The sequence below is a fragment of the Klebsiella sp. 141251 genome (assembly GCF_050600725.1).
GTDB lineage: Bacteria > Pseudomonadota > Gammaproteobacteria > Enterobacterales > Enterobacteriaceae > Klebsiella > Klebsiella aerogenes.
Genome location: NZ_JAQIRG010000001.1, coordinates 1 through 21,545, shown reverse-complemented (window position 1 = coordinate 21,545; position 21,545 = coordinate 1). Strand labels below are relative to the sequence as shown.

The following is a 21,545-nucleotide window of genomic DNA, read 5'->3' as shown; positions in this document are numbered from 1 at the left end:
GTCATTATTCATATCCCGCAACTTATTGCCTTGTGAAGGATTTGATTCAACCTGTTTCCAGAACGTTTGCTCATTCAAATCCCTCGGCGCTGTAAATTGTTTACCCGGCTTCGCCGTCGATATTTTCTCTGCTGCACTAATCAGGATTTTGTTATCGATAATCCCGGCTGCTTTACCCGCTAACGATAACGCTTTTTCTGCCGGGATCGAGGTCAACAGCGCCAGCGCGTAGTCCTTCGCTTCCTCTGCTGTCAGCAGGGCCATTACCGTATCCGATCCCGGGTTATTACTCAGGATGGCTTTGATAATATCCGCGCTTTCCGGCAAATCACCGCGCACAATATCCTTTAACCCGGCCTGTACCTGCTCCGGCGAAAGATTGTTGTCCTGTGCATAATGTGCGAATGACTGTACCGATTGACCATAATCATTCAGTCCCTTCGGCAGGCTCAGCGCATTATTCTCAACCGCGTTCTTTCCGCCCTGCGCCCCCGCCACCGCTGATGCCGTACTGTCCCCGGCCAGACCGCCTGCCATTCCTGCTGAAATAGTTGCCAGCGTACTGACCGTCTGCTTCTGCGCTTCCGTCAGCGTGGACAAGTCCGTCACGCCCGGATACAGCATACCAGCAATCGCCCTCGCGGCCAGCTCACCGGTTGCCGCACCCGCCGCACCCGCTGCCGCACTATTTCCCTGAAGCGCAGCAACCGCACCTCCAAGGATCGCGTGTGCTATGGCATTGACCGCAGGGTTATCTTCTGTCGATTTCAGCAGATGCGCCAGCTCCGGTGCTGAAGCCCCCGCCAGTGCACCCGCTAAATTACCGCCCGCGAGCCCCTGAAGCGCTGCAGTTGCTGCCTGGATACCGCGCTGAATGTCGCTGCCGGTGCCATACTTTTCCTGTTCCTTTTTGTATTCCGGCGTATCACGCAGTTTTGCCAGATATGCCTGCCGCTGTTCTTCCGTCGCATCCGCAGGAACAGGCCCGTATTTATCCTGCGCAGCCTTCAGCGCATTCAGTTCCCCCTGCGTCCGCGCGATATCCGCCACCTGACCGCCGATATCGCTGATCATCCCGATTTCCTTCAGACGGTTCTGCTCCTTCTCCTTGTCGAAGATTGGGCTGATGCTGTCGTTGGCATGTTCGGTGTCGCGGCTCAGGTTCGCCACATCCTGCTTCTGATTATCCTTGTCGCGAATGATGATGGTGCCGTCAGCCACAGCGGCCTGAGTCGTGCCTTCGGCATGCCCACTGTTGCCCGCCGCCGCAATCATCCCGCCCGGCATATTGCCCTTGAACTGGTCGCCGAAGCTGCCCGCGCCGCTGATACTGATGCCCGAGTGCTGGGTTTTGAAGTCCGCTTCGTTGTGCAGGTCGCTGAAGCCCAGCGTACCGGTATCGAGGCTGTTTTTGTCCGCCGTGGCCGTGGAGGCAATCACTGCGCCATCCAGTTGGGTATGGTTGCCCGCGGTGATATCAAAGCCGCCATCACCGGCGAACATCCCGGTTTGTTCGGCAACAGAGTCAAAGCGGCTCTTCATCTTGTCCTGGGAGGCAGAGATATAGCCGGAGCCCGTCATGCTGCCGAAGGTGAAGCTGCCGCCCGCCGCCACGCTGCTCTGCTTGCTGTCGTATTTGTTGCTGTCCTGCTGGCTGCTCATCAGCAGGTCGTGCCCCACATTGGCGACAATTTTATTGCCGCTAACCTGTGCCCCATTGAGCACGGTGTCATTCCCGCTCTTAATGGTGACGGTCTTGCCGCTGTCGATGGTGGTTTCAGTCCAGTCGGTACCGTTGCCTTTATCTTTGCCATTGGCTGCGTTGACATTGGCAAACACGCTGATACCGGCGCCTTTACCTGCACCAATACTTACGCCGACACCGCCTCCGCTGCTGCTGTTCTTGCCGCTGGACTGTTGAGTGTTAGCAGCCCCGCTGAGAATGACGTCATGCCTGGCGTCCAGCAGCGTGTCGCCGCCCGCTTTCACCTGGCTTCCGGCAATAACGATATCGCCGCTGTTCGGGCCCTTGCCTTTTCCATTCGCGGTAATGGAGAGATTGTTGCCTGCATTCAGCGTGCTGCCCGTTATCGTATCGCTCTCAGCGTGCTGCTGCGATTTGGATTTCTGCGTGGTCAGCGAGAGGCTGACGCCCATCGCGTTCGGGTCGGCCGTCAGGTCAGCCGCCTCAGCCGCCTGTCCGGTCTGCACAGCGGAGAGCACAGTTTTAGTGGCCTGAAGCGCTTTGAGCCGTCCGTCACTTTCCTCTTTGGTATCCTGTGTCGCCGTAACCGCATTATTAATCGCGCTGCCGACAGTGCCCGAAAGCGCCAGCGTCAGCCCACTTTTCTTCTGCTCGAAGGTTTCATCGCGGGTACGTTTGTCGTGGCCCGGGTCAATGATGACGCTACTGCCGCTGAGACTCATGTCCTTCCCGGCAATCAGGTCTGCGCCGCCGATGTGCGCCTGGTTTCCGGCAGCGATAACCACGTTACCGCCCGTAGATCCGACGGTGCTGAAGCTCTGGCTTTGCGTGGTGCCCGCCTCGCGTAAATCGTGGGTAGTCTTGCTACTGCCGATACTGATCCCGATACCCCCGGTACCCATCAGGCCGGATTTTTTCTCTTCCTTAAAGCGCCAGGAGGTATCCGTGTTGGTCGCGGCCACGATATCGACGTTATTACCTGCGTCGAGCGCCACGCTGTTATCGCCCACTACGGAGGAGCCTTTCACCAGCAGGTTGTTGCCCGCCTGCACGGTGACGCTGTCGCCGGAAAGCAAGGTACCGGCTTCACGGGTCGCACTGTCTTCCTCTATGGTGTGAGTCGTTTTCTTGCTAAGGAACCCTTTTTTGGTCTTTGTCTCTTCTCTGTAGTGGTAATCACTTTCCGTCGCCGTGGTCAGGTTCACATCGCGGCCCGCCGCCACGCCGATATCCCCGCTGGCGGTCACCTGCGCCGCTTCGGCGTTGACGTCGCGTCCGGCGACGATGGTGGTGTTGCCGGAGCTGGCGATTTCGGTCCCCTGCTGGCGCACGGATTCATCAATAACGGTTTTCTTTTTCGAGTGTGAGCTGCTGCCGGTCACGGACTCTTCCGCCAGCAGATTAACGTCGCGCCCGGCCTGGATCCCGACATTCCCTTCCGCCGCGATGCCTGCCGCCTGGCTGGTCACGTCCCGTCCGGCAACCAGCGTTACGTTGTCGCCCGCTGAAATCGTTGTTCTGTCGGCGCTGCCCTGATGACTTTCACTGCCGCCCGTGCGGCTGGTCTGCCCGCTGTCCGCCGCGTTCAGGTTCAGATCATTTTCCGCCACCAGCTGCGCGGTTTTACCCGCATTGATAGCGCTCGCCGTCACGTTCAGATCGTTGCCAGCCTGCATTACCGCGTTACCGCCAGCCGTAATGCTGCTGCCCTGATTTGAGGTGGAGGATGTACTGGTATTTTTCTGGCCCCAAACACCTGATCGGCTGCTGCTGTCGGTTATCTGGTTAGCGGCGATATTGATGCTATTGCCGGCATCCATGGCGAGGTCACCGCCCGCGTTTACTTTCGCGCCGGTGATATTGATGTCGTTCGCCGCTGCCATATAAAGACCATCGCTGGCGCTGATGGAGGCGGTTTGTCCGACATCGGTGCCACTTATGTGGACGCTTTCGCGACGGCTGTCACCGCCCACGCTCCACAGCTGCGTACGGGTGATGTTGTTGATGCTGCCATCGGTGCTTTCCAGCTGTACCGTCTTACCGCTGATGACGGAGCCGATATTGTTAATATCGGCCAGCGCGCTCAGGTCCAGCCCGCCGCCAGCCCGGATGAGACCCGCGTTGAGGTTGTTAATGCTGTTGCTGCTGTCGATGGTAAGGCCATTCTGCGCCAGCAGAGCACTGCCGCTGTTGGTAACGTTGCCGCCCGCTAACTGCACGTTATTGCCGCTAATCACGCTACCGCTCTGCACCGTCACATCTTTTGGCGACAGATAGACTTTTGGCACCATCACCGTCTGTCCATTAATCGTGGCGCTTTCATACCAGAGAATACTGTGGTCGAGCGCCGCCACCTGGTCGGCGGTCAACGCCACGCCAAACGTCAGACCGAGCGAGCGTTGCGCGCTGGCGGCGTTGTCCATCAGGTAACGCATCTGGTCGAGGTCTGACCCCAGCCCATTGATGTAGCGCTGCCCGGTCTGGTTCAGTACATAGTTTGACGCATAGCGGGTATCAAACGCCGCGTCGCCAAGGAAGCGGTAATCCTTGTCCGGATTCAGGTTGAGGCGGCCAAGCATGTACGAAGAACCGAGGAACTGACTGACATCGGTATACTGGCTACCCGTCTCACGTGGGGCCATGCCCGGGTTCATGCCGAGCAGGTTGTACAGGTCGCCAAACAACGACGGATCGAGCTGACCCAGACCGTCGAGTTTTGGGTTAACGGTGATGAGATACGGACTGTCCGGATCGGTCGACGGCACAAAGTAGCCATTATTACCGGAAGGCAGTGGGTAGTTGCTATCCATGCCGCCGGGGGCGAGTACGGTACCTTCGCCGATAGTTTGGCTGGCGGTACTGTCTTTCCAGTCTGGAGCGGTGATAGCCGGGGTTGCAGCCTCCACAAGCGCCTGCTGGCTCGCGTCGCTACCGATGCTTTGCGCTGAAGGCGTATTCAGGTTTGGGGCAACGATGGTGTTGCTGATCTTGTCGGCATTAGACATCGTATTGGTATTGCTGATGTCACTGTTGAAGTTGGCTGAGACGTTGCCGCCCGCCTGAATAACCGCGCGGTAAATTTCGCCGAGCTCTGTACTTGAATCATGTCCTTTAAGCGTAAACGCAATGGACGTGCTTTCAGGCATAACATCATGATACTTATTTCCGTCCGTCGGATAACGCCCCCCCGGCTCGACTGCGTATCCATATCGGCGTGAATCGTACTGATAGACGAACCAGTCAGTAACTGTACCTGACTGCCAACTCTGGTTATTAAGGGTGCCCCCGGTCAGACTGACATTACCATTCGCCAAAATATTACTGGCAAAATTCTCCAGTGAGCCTGCATCGATCGTGAGATTTTTGCCGGAGCCAATTCTGGATGCTCCGCCGTTGCTGGTAACGTCAGTTCGCGTCTGACTACTGATGAACTTTTGCTCTGCCGAACCGGCATACATTGCATAGTAAAACTGATTCCAGTGGACATAGTTACAGGCTCCATGGCCGTTACATGGCCCCACCTGTCTTTCTGCCACCCGGCTGGTCATTCCATAAGTACCGTCGGCAAGCTGGCTAATATCGACGTTAATCATCGAATTCCCCATCCCCGGAATACTCTGTCCACCATCGATATGCGTTGTTTTTGTCGTTAGCCCATCCCGCGTATTCAGCAAATGCCCGGTCTTGATGGTGATATCACCGTTAATCGTCTCAATATTACCGGAGCTATTAATCACTTCGGCATTCGCCGCGCCGCTGGCGTCTTTCTGCATCACCAGGTTATTGCCTGCCAGCATATCGCCATGCAGGTTCTGGATGCTGTTGGCGTAAAGGGCGAGATTATTACCCGCATACAGCAGGGCAGTATTGACGATCGCACCTGTCGCGTTCAGGAGCAGATTGCCCGCCGTGCCGGTAAAACCGTCGAGGATGATACTGCCCCGGCTGGTCAGACTGACGTCCCCACCCGCCTGCAGAGTGCCGCTGGCGTTCATGGCAATCTGGCTGCCGGAAAGCGAAGTGGTACCACCGCCTGCCGTAAGCTGGCCGTTATTCGTCAGCTTACCCGCTGCGTCCAGGGTAATGCCGTCACCCTGCAGGGTGGCATTGTTGGTGATATCCCCCCGGGTACTGACAGAAAGCTGTTTGTTCGAGGCCACAACCCCCTGTGACGTCCAGCTGTTGACCAGCTTCAGCGCCAGGTTACCGAGCGCCACAATCTGGCCCGCGCCGCTGAGGGAGACCGTTTCGGCCAGCAGGTCACCGCCGCTGAATAATTTGCCATTCTCATTATTGATGGTGCTGGCGTTGATGCTCAGCCCCTGATTACCCAGCAGCGTGCCGCCGTTGTTGACGAACTGCGCGTTTACGTTCAGCTGTGCGGCCTGGAAGGTACCGCTGTTGGTCAAACTGTCACCTGTGAGCGTCGCCTGGTTCGCCGCCAGCACGGTACCGCTGCTGGCAAACTTCGCCACGTTCAGCACCAGGTTCGTGGCCTGTAGCCAGCCGCTGCCGCTGTAGTCCGGCGTGGTGAATACCAGGCCACCGCCGGAGAGAATTTTGCCGTCGTTGCGGGCCTGCGTTGCCGCGCTGAGCGTGGTTTTACCGTTGCCCTGAATCGTGCCGTCATTCATGAGCGATGGCGCAGTGATGCTGAGCGCGTCCTGGCTGAGGATAACGCCGTTCGTCTGGTTGGTGAGTGCGTTCAGCAGAGTGAGCGTCAGAGCGCTATCGCCCTGAATGCGACCGCTGTTGATCAGTGTACTGGCGCTGAGTTGGGTATCAGCCCCCTGAAGCTGCCCGCTGTTGCTGATGTTACCGGCTTTCAGCGCCAGCTTACCGCCAGTCAGCAGTTTGCCCTGCTGCTGCAGGCCGCTATGCAGCGTGACGCTCAGGCCGTTAACACCGCTGATTTCACCGTCGTTGCTGAGCGAATCCCCTTCCACCTCCAGCGTTTTCGCACTGATTAATCCCCGGTTACTCAGCGCCTTACCAGTCAGGCGAGCATCGCCCAGGGCGGTGATTTTACTGCCGGTAACGGCAGTGATGTCATCGCTCAGGGTCAGCGCTAAATCGATCGCGCTCTGGATGGCCCCGTGGTTAGTCAGCCGGGCGCCATCAAGAAGGATGTTCTGCCCCTGTATTCGTCCGCCGTTGGTGATATCGCCGGCGGAGAGAGTCAGCTCCCCTTGACTCAGTAAATCGCCAGTATTAGCGAATGCGCCAGCACTGTTCAGCGACAGCGCGTTCAGCCCGATAATGGTCCCCTGGTTACTGATATCGTCCTGGGTCAGGCTCAGGGTTTTCCCCTGAAGCGTACCATTGCTGCTGATCTGGTTACCGCTAAGCGCCATGTCGCCGGATGCAAGCAGGCGACCATGGTTCGTCAGCGCCGGCGCAGTCAGAGCGAAACGCCCCTGACTCATCAGGTCGCCGTTATTGTTCAAGGAAGCGGTGAGCGTGCCTTCAAGTTCGCCCGTTGCCAACGCCGATCCGCTGTGGGTCCAGCGGTCTGCATCAACCGAGACATCCCTGCCCTGGGTTATCCCGCCGGTGACCAGCGTGTTGCCATCAAGGGATAAATGACCCGCCGTCAGCCAGCGTCCGTTTGCCCCCTGCGAAAGGCTGTCGCCGGAAAGGGTCAGTGCGTGACGGCCCTGAAGCAGGCCGTCACTGCTCAGCGTGGTCGCCTGAATGTCCAGCGTGTCAGCGATGATTTTGCCTGAATGACTTAGCGCGTCCGTCGTCATTGTCAGACCGCTGTCACTGCTAATAAGCCCGCTGTTGCGAATATCCGGCACAGACAGCGCCAGGTTTGCCGCGCTGTACAGCGTGCCGTTCAGCTGGTTGTCCAGCGCTTGCGTGTTAATCAGCAGTGCGCTGGCGCCCTGGATCAGCCCGCTGTTGGTCAGGGTTTGCGACTGCGTGTTCATGCTGGAAGCAACGAGTACGCCGCTATTGGTCAGCGCAGGCGCATTCAGGTTGATTTCGGCCGCGCTGCTTTTGCCGCTGTGGTTGAGCTTTTCGCGGGCATTCACCGTCATGGTTTTTTGTGCCGCCTGCGTGCCCGAAAGCACCATTTCCCGCGCGCTGAGGCTGAGATTATTACCGCTTTGAAGTTGCCCGCCCGCCGCGGTAGCAAGCCTGTCGCCCTGCAGCAGAAGATCGCTTCCGGCGCTGGTTTCACCGTCTAACGTCGCCGTGGCGGTATTCAACGTCATGGCGGCATCGCTGTGGATCAGCGAATTTTTGCCGGAGGTCAGATTCTGCGTAGCGATCGTCAGCCCCTGGGCACCGGACAGCACGCCGTTCTGCGTCACATCCTGCGCCTTCAATGCCAGCACCGCATCGCTCACCAGCGAGCCCGTGTTGATAAGCTTCCCGCTGGCGGTGATGTCCGCTTTTCCCTTCGCGCCGATACTGCCGCTTTGGGTAAAATCGTGAGTATTGACGGTCAGGTCGCTACCGCTCAGCAGCGAACCGGCGTTGCTGAGCGTAGAGCTGCCCACGCTCAGGGAAGCGCCCTGAACGGAACCACTATTATTCAGCGCGCTGGCATTCAGCTGAGCGCTGTTACGCGCCAGCAGCTTGCCCTCTACCGTCAGGGTGTTGCTGCTTACCGTCAGGTTTTGCCCGGCTATCATCTGCCCTTGCGTTTTCAGCGTATCGCTGGCTTTAGCCTCGATATGGCGGGCGGCGTTAATCTGACTGGAGGTATCCTGGCTAATATTTTTCGCGGTAAGCGTCGTATCGCGCCCGGCAGTCAGCTTTTCATTAGCGTTTGAAATCGCGCCATTGGCATTCAGTACCAGGTCGCCGTCGCTATTGAGTGAACCGTTGCTCAGGGCAATGTCGCCCTGGCTGCTCAGCGACATATTGCCGCTGGCTTTGTGATCGCCCGTCAGGGTCAGGTTTTCACCTTTAGCGGACAGCGCACCGCCGGCGAGGCTTTGGTGTACGCTGAGACTGCCGCTGGCATCCAGGGTGATATCGCCCTGGCGCGCGTTAAGATTGCCGAGGTTAACCCCGACACCTTTCTCACTCGACACCATCCGGATCCGATTGGCGTACATACCGCCAAGTGCGCCGGTATCGACCGCCACCGATGGCGCTTTACCTTCTCCCAGCTGCGCCTGTACGCTGCCGTCTGTACCAACGCGGTTGGCCCCGGCCACCACGTTTAAATCCTTAGCATGAATGGCGGCATTCACTTCGGTTGCGCGTGAAATGATCGACAACGCATCGCTGCCGCTGGCATCAAGCCCCTGCCCCTCAATGGTGATGCTGCCTTTTTTCACGTCCAGCGCCTGTAAATTGCCGCTGGCGTCAAAAACAGGTTTTCCCGTGGTCAGCGTTGCCTGGGGGGTATTGATAAACCCGCAGCCATTACAGGTGATGCCATACGGGTTAGCGACCATGACATTCGCCGCTTTGCCCGCGACTTCCGTATACCCCTGCAGATGTGAGCGGTTGCCGCCGGTCACTTCGTTGATGATGCCCTTTGCTTCTTTGCCCGCTTTCAGGTTGGCGTTACCGTTAATCAACCCGCCAAGCTGCGTCTGATTGAGCTTACCCGTGGCGTTATTGAGGATCAGTCCCTCTTTGCCGACGTTGTAATCCTTAAACCGGTTGTGCGAAATTCCGGCCCCGTTCGGTGTGGCAATATTCACGACCGGCACGCCATTCGCCGCTTTATCCGTGGAGGTATTGCCCGTTGGCGTCAGCGTGGCGGAAATCGCAGGTAGCAAAGGTTGTCCGGCGAGCAGGACGCTTAATACATAGCTGAGCACGCGGTAGGCAAAGCGGACGGGAGGCTGTTTCATGGCGATAATCCCTTAAAACGCGACGGCAACGCGATAGTAAATATTGACGTGATCCGGGCCAAGCCAGTCCGGGTAAACAAGGGGCAGTCCGACGGTAAACGCGGTGGAAACGTGGCCATTGGCGGTATTGAGCCCAACAGCCGTGCCCCACAGAGTGCCAGCTGAATAGCGATCCAGCTTGTCGGAATGCAGCCAGCCGCCATCAACAGCAGCCAGCGCGCTGACCTGGCCTATCACCGGCAGTATGAACAGGGTGTAGTTGAGCTCATTTCGCCAGTACGCGCCGTTATCGCCGGAGATACTTTGTTCTTTAAACCCGCGCACCGAGCTTTCGCCGCCGATGGTCATGCGTTCGCTACCGTAGAGGCGGTCCGGTGACCACTGCCCGTAGGCGCTCGCCAGCCACCACAAGTTTTCAGCTACCGGGCGCTGGAAGCTGGTGTTCAGGCTCCATTTACGGAACTGCGCTTTCGGTAAATCACCATTTTTACTGCCGTCGCTGTCGGCATCCAGCCATGGCATACCGCGGCTGAAGGTAGGGTTAAACGTGGCTATGCCACCAAATATTTTCTGAGTATGGTTCAGGCCAAACAGCAGGCTGGTCAGTTTGCGACTGCTGCTTTGCAACAGGACATCGTCCAGATAATTATGATTGATGCGATGGCTCAGGCCCAGGGAGATACCCGTCTTGATATTACCGTTGCGGAACAGCACGTGTGACAGATTCACCCGGTGTGTTTCGGTATCGCCGGTCGAACGCCAGCGGTAGCCGTTGTTATCGATGGTGCTGAGATAGTTGTTCCAGCTGTAGCTATAGTCCAGCAGGCTGTAGCCGTAGGGCACGCTGACGCCCGCAGCAAAATTTTGTGCATCTTTTGTATTCGAAAACGCGCTGCTGCGTCCACCGTAAACAAACCAGTTATCGGCCAGACCTAACAGGTTGTTACCGCTCAGCCCTGCGTTAATTTGCCCGACGCCCGTATTCTTCTGGCCGCTATTATCAAAACTGACTGAGCCGGAAAGAGGAAATTCTGGCGTGGCGGTCAAATGAACAATCGACCATCCCTGCTTATCGCCCGGTAATATTTCAATCTGCACCGGCGTGGTACGGGTGCGGTTAATTTGCTCCATACCCTGTTCAATATCACGCAGATTAAGAATACGCCCTTCCAGCCCTGGAAAGGTCATTTTCAGCTCACGCTCGGGCGCGCCATCCATGTGTATTTTCTCCAGCCGACCTTCCAGAATAGCCAGATGCAGCTCACCAGAACGTAAATTCTGTTCCGTCAGAAAAGCACGGCTGGTTATATATCCGCGGCTGATATACCAGTCCGAAACTGTATTAGTAAGCTGATTAATACGGGCCATATTCAGGCATTGGTTCACCCAGGGCGCAAGGAGTTTTCGCTGCCTGCGATCATCAATAAGGGTGGTCCCTTCCAACACAATGCGATTGATGGTGAAACATGGCCCGGATGCTGGCACAGGCGGTTCAGCCGGAGAGGGGCGAGCCAGCGGCGCTGTGCGCTCCAGCGATTCACGCTGCTGTTGGTTCTGAAGAAGCAATTGCTGCTGCTGCTGTTCGATGCTGTTGCGGTCTGCTGGCGATAACGGGGCTGCGAAAACTGGCTGACTCAGAACCAGCAATATCCCTGCCAGATATAAAACCTTCATCCCTGTTCCTGTATGCCTTTGTTATTTACGTTATGATTGTATTTTGTGACATTAACTTACATTTCTGGTCACATTACACCCAATGGCGGATGAATAAAACAGCAAGAGCGCAAACTTGTACTATTTTCAGAATATTGCAGTCTTTTCTCAGAACTATTCTTAATAAAAATAAAAACGGGTTATTGAAAACGGAATATATTCGGGACAGAGCCGAAATGAAGGGGCATGAACAGAATGAATATATCGACAGGTCGTCACTTCTGAAGCGACCGGCAAATATCAACCTGGTCACTTCCATAAATCAGGTAAAGCAAGTGCTATGAAAATGGGAACGTTGTGATTAACGGCTTTCAGATGAGGCGGCCTATCTTAAACAGCCAAAGCGGGTCGATACACTGAATGCTCTGCTGGAGGCCATATTAGAAAGCGTTAGAAAGCAAAAAGGCCATGCTAATGAATAGCATGGCCTCGAATAGTGGCGGAACGGACGGGACTCGAACCCGCGACCCCCTGCGTGACAGGCAGGTATTCTAACCGACTGAACTACCGCTCCGCGTTGTTGTTCCGTTGGGAACGAGGCGAATATTACGGTTTCCCTACATCGTCGTCAACGCTTTTTCTTCACTTTTGAATCGTTTGCTGCAAAATTAGCCCACCCGCCTATTTTTAGCGCATATTGTCGGCAATCAGGCGCGCCACAGGCAGCTTCCGCCCTTCTTCTGCACCAGATCGAGACGCGATTCATGGTCCGCCAGCTCGCTGTCAGAAGCATAAACCACGCGTAATTTACTGGCGGCGCGGACAACGCGCTGTATTCCAATATCGCCGGCCTGCTGTTGGCCTTCCCCTTCCATCGAAAACGCCATGCTGGTCTGCCCGCCGGTCATCATCAGATAGACGTCAGCCAGAATCTGGGCATCGAGCAACGCCCCGTGCAGCGTACGCTTGCTGTTGTCTATTTCATAACGTGAACAGAGCGCATCGAGGCTGTTACGCTTGCCGGGGAACATCTTACGTGCCAGCGCCAGGCTATCGGTGACCTTACAAAAGGTTTCCGTTTTCTCAATGCCGCGGTTCAGCTTTTTGAATTCATAATCCATAAAGCCGATATCGAACGATGCGTTATGGATGACCAGCTCCGCGCCGCGGATATACTCCATGAACTCATCGGCAACGTCGGCAAATGTCGGCTTATCCATGAGGAACTCATCGGCAATACCGTGAACGCCGAAGGCCTCCGGGTCCACCAGCCGATCGGGCTTCAGGTAAACATGGAAGTTATTACCGGTGAGGCGACGGTTGATCACCTCTACGGCGCCGATCTCGATGATCTTATGCCCTTCATAATGGGCGCCGATCTGGTTCATACCGGTGGTTTCGGTATCGAGAACAATCTGTCGTGTAATTGCAGTGCTCATAGCGGTCATTTATGTCAGACTTGTCGTTTATATATCGATTTCAATTACAGGAAGTCTACCAGAGATGCTCAAACAGGTAGAAATTTTCACCGATGGTTCTTGCCTGGGGAATCCAGGGCCTGGCGGCTACGGCGCTATTATGCGCTATCGCCAGCATGAAAAAACCTACAGCGCGGGCTACCGCCTGACGACTAACAACCGCATGGAACTGATGGCTGCCATCGTCGCTCTCGAAGCGCTTAAAGAGCATTGCGAAGTGGTGCTAAGCACCGATAGCCAGTACGTCCGCCAGGGGATAACCCAGTGGATCCATAACTGGAAAAAACGCGGCTGGAAAACCGCGGACAAAAAGCCGGTTAAAAATGTCGATCTGTGGAAACGTCTTGATGCCGCTCTCGGCCAGCATCAAATTAAGTGGGAATGGGTCAAAGGCCATGCCGGGCACCCGGAAAACGAACGCTGTGACGAACTCGCGCGCGCTGCGGCGTCTAACCCCACGCTGGACGACGTCGGCTACCAGCCGGAAAGCTAATTTCCCCCGTCGCGCCACTGCCTGGTGGCGCCAACGGCCGGACGCAGCTGCGTCTTCACCTTCCCGGACTTCATCGGATTTAGCGTCAGCGGAATGGTTCTTTTCCGCGCGACGATCATCTGCAAACACCCCAAAGCTGGCAGATGTGTACTTAACATTTTTCCCCCCAGCTTCGACCAGGGCAGCACCTGATAGCGACCGTAGTGCAGCACTTCAAAATTGAGCAGCGCCAGCCAGTCAAGCTGTCGCGTCATGGTAAACATGCGGCTGTTATAGGGGATAGTTTTTCGCAGAATCGGCGTCACCTTGCGCAATCCGACGAGGCTCATCGGATTAAAGGCGGTCAAAATCATCCAGCCATCGTCAATCAGCACGCGGTCAGCTTCCCGCAACAGCCGGTGCGGATCGCTGCACCATGGCAAAGTATGCGCCAGTAAACAGGCATCCACAGATTTGGCGGCGAAAGGAAGATACAGCGGGTCGGCTTTGACCTGGATAGGACTTCCCCCCAGCGAAACGTTCACCTGATGGGAGATCGCGCAGGCTTCGGTATTGATTTCCGCGCTCAGATTGCCAATCTTAAGTAGATGAAAGCCATATAATTTAGCCAGCCACGGTTTCATATGCCGTTCCAGCGACTCGCGATAGTATTCACCCCACGGCATACTGGACCAATGCTCTGGAGCTGTAATTGTATGAGGTATCCTTGCCGGCTTCATCGCAACCTTCCGCAACGCTTTGAGAGGTAATTTATGAATCTTATCAGTATTCCTGCATTTCAGGACAACTACATCTGGGTTCTTAGCGACGATAGCCATCGTTGTGTGATAGTCGACCCGGGCGAAGCCGCGCCGGTACTCGCGGCCATTGAAGAAAACGACTGGCAGCCAGAAGCGATTTTGTTAACCCACCACCACCACGATCATGTTGGCGGCGTGAAAGAACTGCGGCAAAAGTTCCCGCAACTTGTGGTTTACGGGCCGGCAGAAACCCAGGATAAGGGAAGCACGGATATTGTATCTGATGGCGATAGCATTACTGTTTTGGGCCGCGAATTTTCTATTTTCTCCACTCCCGGTCACACATTAGGACATATCTGTTTCTACAGCGAACCTTATCTATTTTGTGGCGATACAATGTTTTCCGGAGGCTGCGGCAGGCTGTTCGAAGGTACAGCAGAACAAATGTATCAATCATTTACGAAAATAAACGCCCTTCCCGCTGACACTCTAATTTGTTGCGCACATGAGTACACTTTAGCAAACATGAAGTTTGCATTGAGTATCCTGCCAGATGATATGGATATAAAGGATTACTACCATAAAGTTAATGAGTTACGCGCAAAAAACCAAAAGACACTACCCGTTACTCTGAAAAATGAACGCCGTATAAATTTATTTTTACGTACGGATGACAATGATTTAATTAAAGAAATAGCCAAAGAAACAAATTTGCAACACTCTGCGCAGAGATTTGCATGGTTAAGGTCAAAGAAAGATGACTTCTGAGATTTAACGCTTGTCATCCTCGGCCTTCACCGTTATCCTTGCTCGTCTTTTAAGCAACTATTGACACACACATGAAGGCACGAGCGATATTACTCGCCTCTGTCCTGCTGGTAGGGTGCCAGGCGTCGAAGCACGACGGCACCGTAGAACAGCGAGCACAGAGCCTTTCTGCAGCTGGTCAAGGGGAAGCAGGCAAGTTCACAAGTCAGGCGCGATGGTTAGATGATGGAACCCTCTACGCGCAAGACCAGGATCTGTGGACTTCCATAAGCGACGAGCTAAAGATGGGAATTCCGGAAAACCCCCGGATTCGCGAACAGAAACAGAAGTACTTACGTAATAAGAGCTATCTCCACGATGTAACTTTACGGGCTGAACCGTATATGTACTGGATAGCCGGGCAAGTTAAGAAACGTAACATGCCAATGGAACTGGTATTACTACCCATAGTGGAGAGCGCTTTTGACCCACACGCGACGTCTGGCGCCAATGCCGCAGGCATTTGGCAGATCATTCCGAGCACAGGGCGCAATTATGGTTTAAAACAGACCCGCAGTTACGATGCGCGTCGTGATGTCGTCGCGTCTACTACCGCGGCGCTGGACATGATGCAACGTCTGAACAAAATGTTCGACGGCGACTGGTTACTGACCGTCGCAGCCTATAACAGCGGCGAAGGCCGGGTGATGAAGGCCGTGAAGGCGAACCGTTCGCGTGGTAAACCCACCGATTTCTGGTCGCTCTCGCTGCCGCATGAAACCAAGGTCTACGTACCAAAAATGCTGGCTTTGAGCGATATTCTCAAAAACAGCAAGCGTTACGGCGTGAAGCTGCCAACGGCTGATGAAAGCCGGGCGCTGGCGCGCGTTCGCCTCGATAGTCCGGTTGATATTTCTCAACTCGCGGACATGGCAGGAATGCCGGTTAGCAAGCTGAAAACCTTCAACGCTGGCGTAAAGGGGTCAACGCTTGGCGCTAGCGGGCCAAAGTACGTCATGGTGCCTCAGAAGCACGCAGCTCAACTGCGTGAATCTCTGGCCTCTGGCGACATTGCCGCCGTACAGCCGACGCTGCTTGCTGACAATACGCCGCTGACCAGCCGTAGCTATAAGGTACGTTCTGGCGATACGATTTCCGGGATTGCTTCGCGTCTCGGCGTCACCACCAGGGATCTACAGCAGTGGAACAACCTGCGCGGTTCTGGGCTTAAAGTCGGGCAAAATCTGGTTGTCGGCGCAGGCAGCAGCGCGCAACGTCTGGCGAACAACAGCGATAGCATCACCTATCGTGTTCGTAAGGGCGACTCGCTGTCGAGCATTGCAAAACGCCACGGCGTCAATATCCGCGACGTTATGCGCTGGAACAGCGATACAGATAACCTGAAGCCAGGGGATCAGCTGACGTTGTTTGTGAAGAACAACGACAGACCTGAATCCTGATTTCAGGATAATGAGAAAGGCACCGATTCCCCGGTGCCTTTTTTATTGCCAGCGTTACACTGCTTTATGCGCTTCAAACATGATGGTATCGCTGGTAAACGATCCGTCCTGCTGTAATTCGAAGTAGGCTTTAACCTCCGCCGATGCGCTCTGCTGATATAAGCGAATCGCCTCCGCCAGCGCCTCGGGCGTGCGCATCCGCGCGACCCAGGAGCTAAACTCCAGCGGCAGACGGTCGGTCAATAAATGATTAATCGCCAGACCTGCGTCGTTGGCCAGCGCCAGCCACTCGCCGCTGGAGTAATTACGCACGTGCGAAGTGTCGCGCAGGGCTTCTACGGTTTGCAGCCAGACATCACGTACCGGATGCCCCGGAGACATCACGTCCATGATGATCATCACCCCGCCCGGCTTCAGCACGCGTCTCACCTCGCGCAGCGCCTGGCCGACATCATGCCAATGGTGAGCGGAGTAGCGGCTAATCACCACATCAAAACTGGCGTCGGCAAACGGCATCTTTTCAGCATACCCCTGCTGAGTCACAATGTTGGTAAAGCCTTTGTCTTTTGCCGCCTGAGCGACAACCTCCAGCATCTGGCTCGATAAATCATACGCGGTAACCTGCGCTACCTGGCCGGCAGCGGTAAAGCTGGCGTGCCCTGCCCCGCATCCCATATCCAGCAACGTTGCCTGCGGGAAATCCGCCAGCCGTTCCGCCAGACGCTGCAGATCGCGACCGGAGGCGTGCACGGCGCTGGTCAGATAGGCGCTTGCCTGTGAGCCAAACTGCTTTTCGACGTTGTCATGATGAGAGCGTGTTGTCATTGTGTTGTCCTTCGGTGGTTTGAGTAATAAAGGGCAGCATCGTGCTGAACGCAGACCTGCCCGATGGCAGGCCTGACATACCTTAATTAATCAGGCTTGCCGGGACTGAATTCAACTAGTAGCGGGTTGTGATCGGAGGCGCGGGTCACCAGCACGGAAGCATCGTGCACGCTTAATCCACGGTAGAACACAAAATCGAGCGGGCGACCAAACGCGCGGCGGCGCTGATCGTCAGAGAAACGAACTTCGCGTAACGACATCTCACGCGCAAAGCGATACAACGCGTTCATCCGCGGGCGGCTCCAGGCGTTGAAATCACCAGCCATGATTACCGGCCCGCTGTGATGGGCAATCTGATCGCCAATTGGCAGCAGCTGTTTACTATAAACATCGACGCCGAGACTAAAATTAACCGCGTGAATATTCACCACCATCAACAGCCGCGCATCGGGCAGCGGATAAACGGTCACTAACGCCGATTTAGGCAAACGTAAAATAGGTTCGCGCTCGCGCAACGGACAGCAATAGATAGGGTGAGCGGAGGCCAGCGTCATCACGCCGGAAGGATGCTGCGGCAATACCAGGGCCGGCACCTGATCGGCGGCCAGATAGTTTGAAGTCGCGAACCTGACCAGTTCCGGGGTAGTTTGCGCCTCCTGCAACAGGACCAGATGCGCGTCTTTGCCGAAATTTTTGAGTACCGACTGCCATTCAGCACGCTGCTGCTTAAAAATATTCCACACCAGCACGCGAATTTTCTCATCGCTGCTTAACGGCGCGCCGGCGGGATAAACCGGACTGACGCCCGCAAACGCCCCCGGAGGCAAGATTCTCTCCGCAGGTTGTCCGGCGACATAGCGCATGGCATAGGTATTCTTTCGCAATTTGGGCATTGAACCTCGATAACAGGAAACCAGCCCGACTGCGGCTGGTTCTTCTGTTATAGGGATTTTCCCATACACTTTCAATGCAATTTGCGAGAAAGCCTTATCCTTCGACAGAAACGGCTGCCGAACGGCGTGGAGATTTATCTAAACGACCGCTCAGTACGACCAGCAGCAATGCGACCAACACAATTACCGCGCCGATCCACGGCGTCTGGGCCAGACCATACCATTCAACCGCCTGTCCACCAATGACCGACCCAAGGGCAATACCGATATTGAAGGCGGCGATATTCAACCCAGAGGCGACATCAACGGCGCCCGGCGTGTACTGTTCTGCCTTTTGCACCACATAGACCTGCAGACCCGGAACGTTGCCGAAGGCGAAAATCCCCATCACCAGCACCGTTGCCAAAGCAGCGTAGTGCAGGCTGGCGGTAAGCTGGAAGACCAGCAGCAGCACGACCAACGCAGCGAAGATAAATTTCAACGCGGCGACAGCGCCATGTTTATCAGCCAGTTTACCGCCCCATACGTTACCGATAGCGACGGAGATACCGTAACCCAGCAGGATCCAACTGACCGCCGACGGGCTAAAACCAGCCAACTCCTGCATCATCGGCGCAAGGAAAGTAAATGCGGTAAACACGCCGCCATAGCCCAGCGCGGTAATCGCGTAGATCATCAACAGGCGTGGATGGGTCAAGACTTTCAGCTGATCGCGAAGGCTGGCGCCGGCGCGGCCCGGAATATTATTTGGCACCAGAATCAAGCTGCTGATAAGCGCAATGACGCCAAGAATCGATACCGCGAGGAACGTTTCCCGCCAGCCAAAATGCTGACCGATGAAAGTCCCGAAAGGCACCCCGGTTACCAGCGCGACCGTCAGGCCGCCGAACATGATAGCAATGGCCGAGGCGGCTTTCTCTTTTGGCACCAGGCTAGTGGCAATCGTCGAGCCGATAGAAAAGAACACGCCATGCGCCAGGCCGGTCAGCAGGCGGGCCACAATCAAAGTACCATAACCCGGTGCCTGCCACGCCAACAGGTTGCCGGCGGTAAACAACACCATTAGCGCCAGCAGGAGTTGCTTACGCGGCATACGGCCGGTCAGCGCGGTCAGTACCGGCGCGCCAACGGCCACACCCAGTGCATAGATGGAAACCAGCAGGCCCGCAGACGGCAGCGAGATAGCCAGTTGTTCGGCAATGGTCGGTACCAGACCGACGATCACAAATTCGGTAGTGCCAATAGCAAAGGCACCGATGGTTAATGCAAGTAGCGCCAGTGGCATAATTTACTCCGTAGCATCAGGATTAAGATGACACGTAGTATGCAGGGATGTTTAAATAACAAAAACCATCAAAATCTCAATAGAATTTTGCTATAGGTGCAACAATGAGAGCCACGTCAGAAGAGATCGCTATCTTCGTCGCCGTAGTGGAAAGCGGCAGTTTTAGCCGGGCGGCCGAGCAGCTCGGGCAGGCAAACTCTGCCGTCAGCCGGGCAGTCAAAAAACTAGAATCAAAGCTAGGCGTTAGTTTATTAAACCGGACCACGCGCCAGCTGAGCCTGACAGAAGAAGGCGAGCGTTATTTCCGCCGCATGCAGGTGGTGTTGCAGGAGATGGCGGCTGCTGAAAATGAGCTTTTAGAGACCCGTACCACCCCTCGCGGCTTGCTCCGCGTGGATGCCGCTACGCCGGTGATGCTGCATTTTTTAATGCCGCTGGTAAAACCGTTTCGTGAACGTTATCCGGAAATGACGCTCTCGCTGGTTTCCTCGGAAACCTTCATTAATCTTATAGAGCGTAAAGTCGACGTCGCGATCCGCGCAGGTACCCTAACCGATTCCAGCCTGCGCGCCCGCCCGCTATTCAATAGTTATCGCAAGATCATCGCCTCACCTGATTATATCGCCCGCTACGGCACGCCGGTGAATGTGGAAGATCTTGCGGATCACCTCTGTCTGGGGTTCACCGAACCCGTCTCGTTAAATACCTGGCCTATCGCCGCCAGCGATGGCCAATTACTGGAAGTCGGTTGTGAAATTACCTCAAACAGTGGTGAAACGCTAAAACAGCTCTGTCTTAGCGGCAATGGTATTGCCTGCCTATCGGATTATATGGTGGATAAAGAGATTGCCAGCGGGGAGTTTGTGGAGCTACTTGCCGACAAGCGCTTGCCGGTGGAGATGCCTTTCAGTGCGGTGTATTACAGCGACAGAGCCGTCAGCACGCGCATCAGGGCATTTATTGACTTTCTTAGTGAGCACGTCAAACAGCTCCCGAAGGAGCTGTAAAATAACTATCGTCCGGCAGCGGCATCAACCGCCTGCCGGAATCGGTGGATTAATCCCACCTCGGCGCCAGACCTTCCGGACTTACCAGACGGTCATTGCAATCCAGTGCGGCAATCGCTTTACGATCTTCATCATCCAGCTTCAGATCCAGCGCTTTCAGGTTGCTCGCCAGATTTTCACGCTTGGTGGAAGATGGAATAACCGCATAACCTTCGCTCATCGCCCACGCCAGGATAACCTGTGCCGGGGTCGCATTATGTTTCGCCGCGATACGGGCAATCACTTCATCTTTCAGCGCCTTACCGTAGGCCAGCGTCATATAAGAGGTGATGTGGATACCGTGTTCACGCGCCCAATCCACCACTTTACGGTTCTGCAGGTACGGAGACAGTTCAACCTGATTAGTCGCGATATTTTCAGCGCCAACGGCGGCGATCGCACGCTCCATCAGCGGAATGGTGAAGTTAGAGATACCGATCTGACGGGTCAGACCCAGTTTCTTCGCTTCCATCAGCGCAGCCATAAACTCTTCGACAGCAACCGCATCGTTCGGCGACGGCCAGTGAATCAGCGTCAGATCAACATAATCGGTGCGCAGCTTCTGCAGACTTTCTTTAAGGCTGGCGATCAGCTTGTCTTTGCTCAGGTTTTCGATCCAGATTTTGGTGGTGATGAACAGTTCATCACGCGGCACGCCGCTTTCCGCGATAGCCTGACCAACAGCGGCTTCGTTTTCATAGATCTGTGCGGTATCGATAGTACGATAGCCCAGCTCCAGCGCCATTTTTACAGAGTTGATGACTACGTCGTCTTGCAGACGGAAAGTGCCAAGACCAAATGCAGGGATTGCCATGATAGATGTTCCTCGTTAATTATTCGTTTCGCTTAACTGAGGCCATTATGGTTGAAGGTTGGGTTGGGAAAAAGATCGATAAATGCAGAGGATTTTTGCTGATTTAGCAATAATTGGAGATGAAGAAACAAAAAAGCCCTGAGCAAATGCTCAGGGCTTTTAATAAGTGGCGGAACGGACGGGACTCGAACCCGCGACCCCCTGCGTGACAGGCAGGTATTCTAACCGACTGAACTACCGCTCCACCGAATTTTTTCTACATCTACCGGTTTAATGCCCCGGTTTTACTGCAAATTTGATGCCTGGCAGTTCCCTACTCTCACATGGGGAGACCCCACACTACCATCGGCGCTACGGCGTTTCACTTCTGAGTTCGGCATGGGGTCAGGTGGGACCACCGCGCTATCGCCGCCAGGCAAATTCTGTTTTACCAGCCCGTCATTACGACGCACTGATTAATCTGTATCACGCTGAAAATCATCTCAAATCGCCAAAACAGCTTCGGCGTTGTAAGGTTAAGCCTCACGGTTCATTAGTATCGGTTAGCTCAACGTATCGCTACGCTTACACACCCGACCTATCA

General features: G+C 55.2%; 11 protein-coding genes, 2 tRNA genes, 1 rRNA gene and 2 pseudogenes. 4 read left to right on the top strand and 12 right to left on the bottom strand.

What is annotated here, in order from left to right; genetic code table 11:
- Positions 1-447 precede the first annotated feature (447 nt).
- The 5 genes and pseudogenes from PGR09_RS00080 to dnaQ form a co-directional block, all read right to left on the bottom strand.
- Positions 448-7,863: pseudogene (locus tag PGR09_RS00080) on the bottom strand (hemagglutinin repeat-containing protein); the annotation flags it as partial.
- An 861-nt stretch (positions 7,864-8,724) separates the two neighbouring features.
- Positions 8,725-9,528, bottom strand: a pseudogene (locus PGR09_RS00075) (filamentous hemagglutinin N-terminal domain-containing protein); the annotation flags it as partial.
- Between the two features lie 12 nt (positions 9,529-9,540).
- Complete coding sequence (locus PGR09_RS00070) at positions 9,541-11,202, bottom strand: ShlB/FhaC/HecB family hemolysin secretion/activation protein (RefSeq protein WP_213797323.1); 1,662 nt, start codon at positions 11,200-11,202, stop codon at positions 9,541-9,543.
- 476 nt (positions 11,203-11,678) lie between these two features.
- Positions 11,679-11,755: transfer RNA gene (locus PGR09_RS00065), tRNA-Asp, on the bottom strand.
- 133 nt (positions 11,756-11,888) lie between these two features.
- Entirely contained in the window at positions 11,889-12,620 is a 732-nt protein-coding gene (gene dnaQ / locus PGR09_RS00060) for a DNA polymerase III subunit epsilon (protein ID WP_015368125.1), read from the bottom strand.
- Between the two features lie 64 nt (positions 12,621-12,684).
- Here dnaQ and rnhA point away from each other — a divergent pair, with 64 nt between their 5' ends.
- Positions 12,685-13,152, top strand: a complete 468-nt coding sequence (rnhA, locus tag PGR09_RS00055; RefSeq protein WP_015368126.1) for a ribonuclease HI — start codon at positions 12,685-12,687, stop codon at positions 13,150-13,152.
- Here the strand turns inward: rnhA and PGR09_RS00050 are convergent.
- Entirely contained in the window at positions 13,149-13,871 is a 723-nt protein-coding gene (locus PGR09_RS00050; RefSeq protein ID WP_430915707.1) for a class I SAM-dependent methyltransferase, read from the bottom strand. The genes rnhA and PGR09_RS00050 overlap by 4 nt on opposite strands.
- A 33-nt stretch (positions 13,872-13,904) precedes the next feature.
- Here PGR09_RS00050 and gloB point away from each other — a divergent pair, with 33 nt between their 5' ends.
- Both gloB and mltD read left to right on the top strand, forming a co-directional pair.
- Positions 13,905-14,660, top strand: coding sequence for a hydroxyacylglutathione hydrolase (gene gloB / locus PGR09_RS00045; RefSeq protein WP_430915706.1), 756 nt, complete (start codon positions 13,905-13,907; stop codon positions 14,658-14,660).
- Between the two features lie 71 nt (positions 14,661-14,731).
- Positions 14,732-16,099 (top strand): murein transglycosylase D, encoded by a 1,368-nt coding sequence (mltD, locus tag PGR09_RS00040; protein WP_045397918.1) that lies wholly within the window; start codon positions 14,732-14,734, stop codon positions 16,097-16,099.
- A 54-nt stretch (positions 16,100-16,153) separates the two neighbouring features.
- Here the strand turns inward: mltD and PGR09_RS00035 are convergent, their stop codons facing one another.
- The 3 genes from PGR09_RS00035 to PGR09_RS00025 all read right to left on the bottom strand — a co-directional run bounded on the left by PGR09_RS00035 (position 16,154) and on the right by PGR09_RS00025 (position 19,102).
- On the bottom strand, positions 16,154-16,924 hold the full coding sequence (locus PGR09_RS00035) for a class I SAM-dependent methyltransferase (RefSeq protein ID WP_430915705.1): 771 nt from the start codon (positions 16,922-16,924) through the stop codon (positions 16,154-16,156).
- An 86-nt stretch (positions 16,925-17,010) separates the two neighbouring features.
- Positions 17,011-17,808 (bottom strand): endonuclease/exonuclease/phosphatase family protein, encoded by a 798-nt coding sequence (locus PGR09_RS00030; RefSeq protein ID WP_015704463.1) that lies wholly within the window; start codon positions 17,806-17,808, stop codon positions 17,011-17,013.
- Between the two features lie 103 nt (positions 17,809-17,911).
- Positions 17,912-19,102, bottom strand: a complete 1,191-nt coding sequence (locus PGR09_RS00025) for an MFS transporter (protein ID WP_047078712.1) — start codon at positions 19,100-19,102, stop codon at positions 17,912-17,914.
- Positions 19,103-19,206: 104 nt separating this feature from the next.
- Here PGR09_RS00025 and yafC point away from each other — a divergent pair, with 104 nt between their 5' ends.
- On the top strand, positions 19,207-20,109 hold the full coding sequence (yafC, locus tag PGR09_RS00020; RefSeq protein ID WP_430915704.1) for a DNA-binding transcriptional regulator YafC: 903 nt from the start codon (positions 19,207-19,209) through the stop codon (positions 20,107-20,109).
- Between the two features lie 49 nt (positions 20,110-20,158).
- Here the strand turns inward: yafC and dkgB are convergent, their stop codons facing one another.
- From dkgB to rrf, 3 genes are all read right to left on the bottom strand, one after another.
- On the bottom strand, positions 20,159-20,962 hold the full coding sequence (gene dkgB / locus PGR09_RS00015) for a 2,5-didehydrogluconate reductase DkgB (protein WP_430915703.1): 804 nt from the start codon (positions 20,960-20,962) through the stop codon (positions 20,159-20,161).
- 167 nt (positions 20,963-21,129) lie between these two features.
- Positions 21,130-21,206: transfer RNA gene (locus PGR09_RS00010), tRNA-Asp, on the bottom strand.
- 56 nt (positions 21,207-21,262) lie between these two features.
- Positions 21,263-21,378, bottom strand: a 5S ribosomal RNA gene (gene rrf / locus PGR09_RS00005).
- Positions 21,379-21,545: the final 167 nt, after the last annotated feature.

Coding starts and splice junctions, on each gene's coding strand:
- PGR09_RS00070 (WP_213797323.1), bottom strand. CDS start 11,202: ATGAAGGTTTTATATCTGGCAGGGATATTGCTGGTTCTGAGTCAGCCA.
- dnaQ (WP_015368125.1), bottom strand. CDS start 12,620: ATGAGCACTGCAATTACACGACAGATTGTTCTCGATACCGAAACCACC.
- rnhA (WP_015368126.1), top strand. CDS start 12,685: ATGCTCAAACAGGTAGAAATTTTCACCGATGGTTCTTGCCTGGGGAAT.
- PGR09_RS00050 (WP_430915707.1), bottom strand. CDS start 13,871: ATGAAGCCGGCAAGGATACCTCATACAATTACAGCTCCAGAGCATTGG.
- gloB (WP_430915706.1), top strand. CDS start 13,905: ATGAATCTTATCAGTATTCCTGCATTTCAGGACAACTACATCTGGGTT.
- mltD (WP_045397918.1), top strand. CDS start 14,732: ATGAAGGCACGAGCGATATTACTCGCCTCTGTCCTGCTGGTAGGGTGC.
- PGR09_RS00035 (WP_430915705.1), bottom strand. CDS start 16,924: ATGACAACACGCTCTCATCATGACAACGTCGAAAAGCAGTTTGGCTCA.
- PGR09_RS00025 (WP_047078712.1), bottom strand. CDS start 19,102: ATGCCACTGGCGCTACTTGCATTAACCATCGGTGCCTTTGCTATTGGC.
- yafC (WP_430915704.1), top strand. CDS start 19,207: ATGAGAGCCACGTCAGAAGAGATCGCTATCTTCGTCGCCGTAGTGGAA.
- dkgB (WP_430915703.1), bottom strand. CDS start 20,962: ATGGCAATCCCTGCATTTGGTCTTGGCACTTTCCGTCTGCAAGACGAC.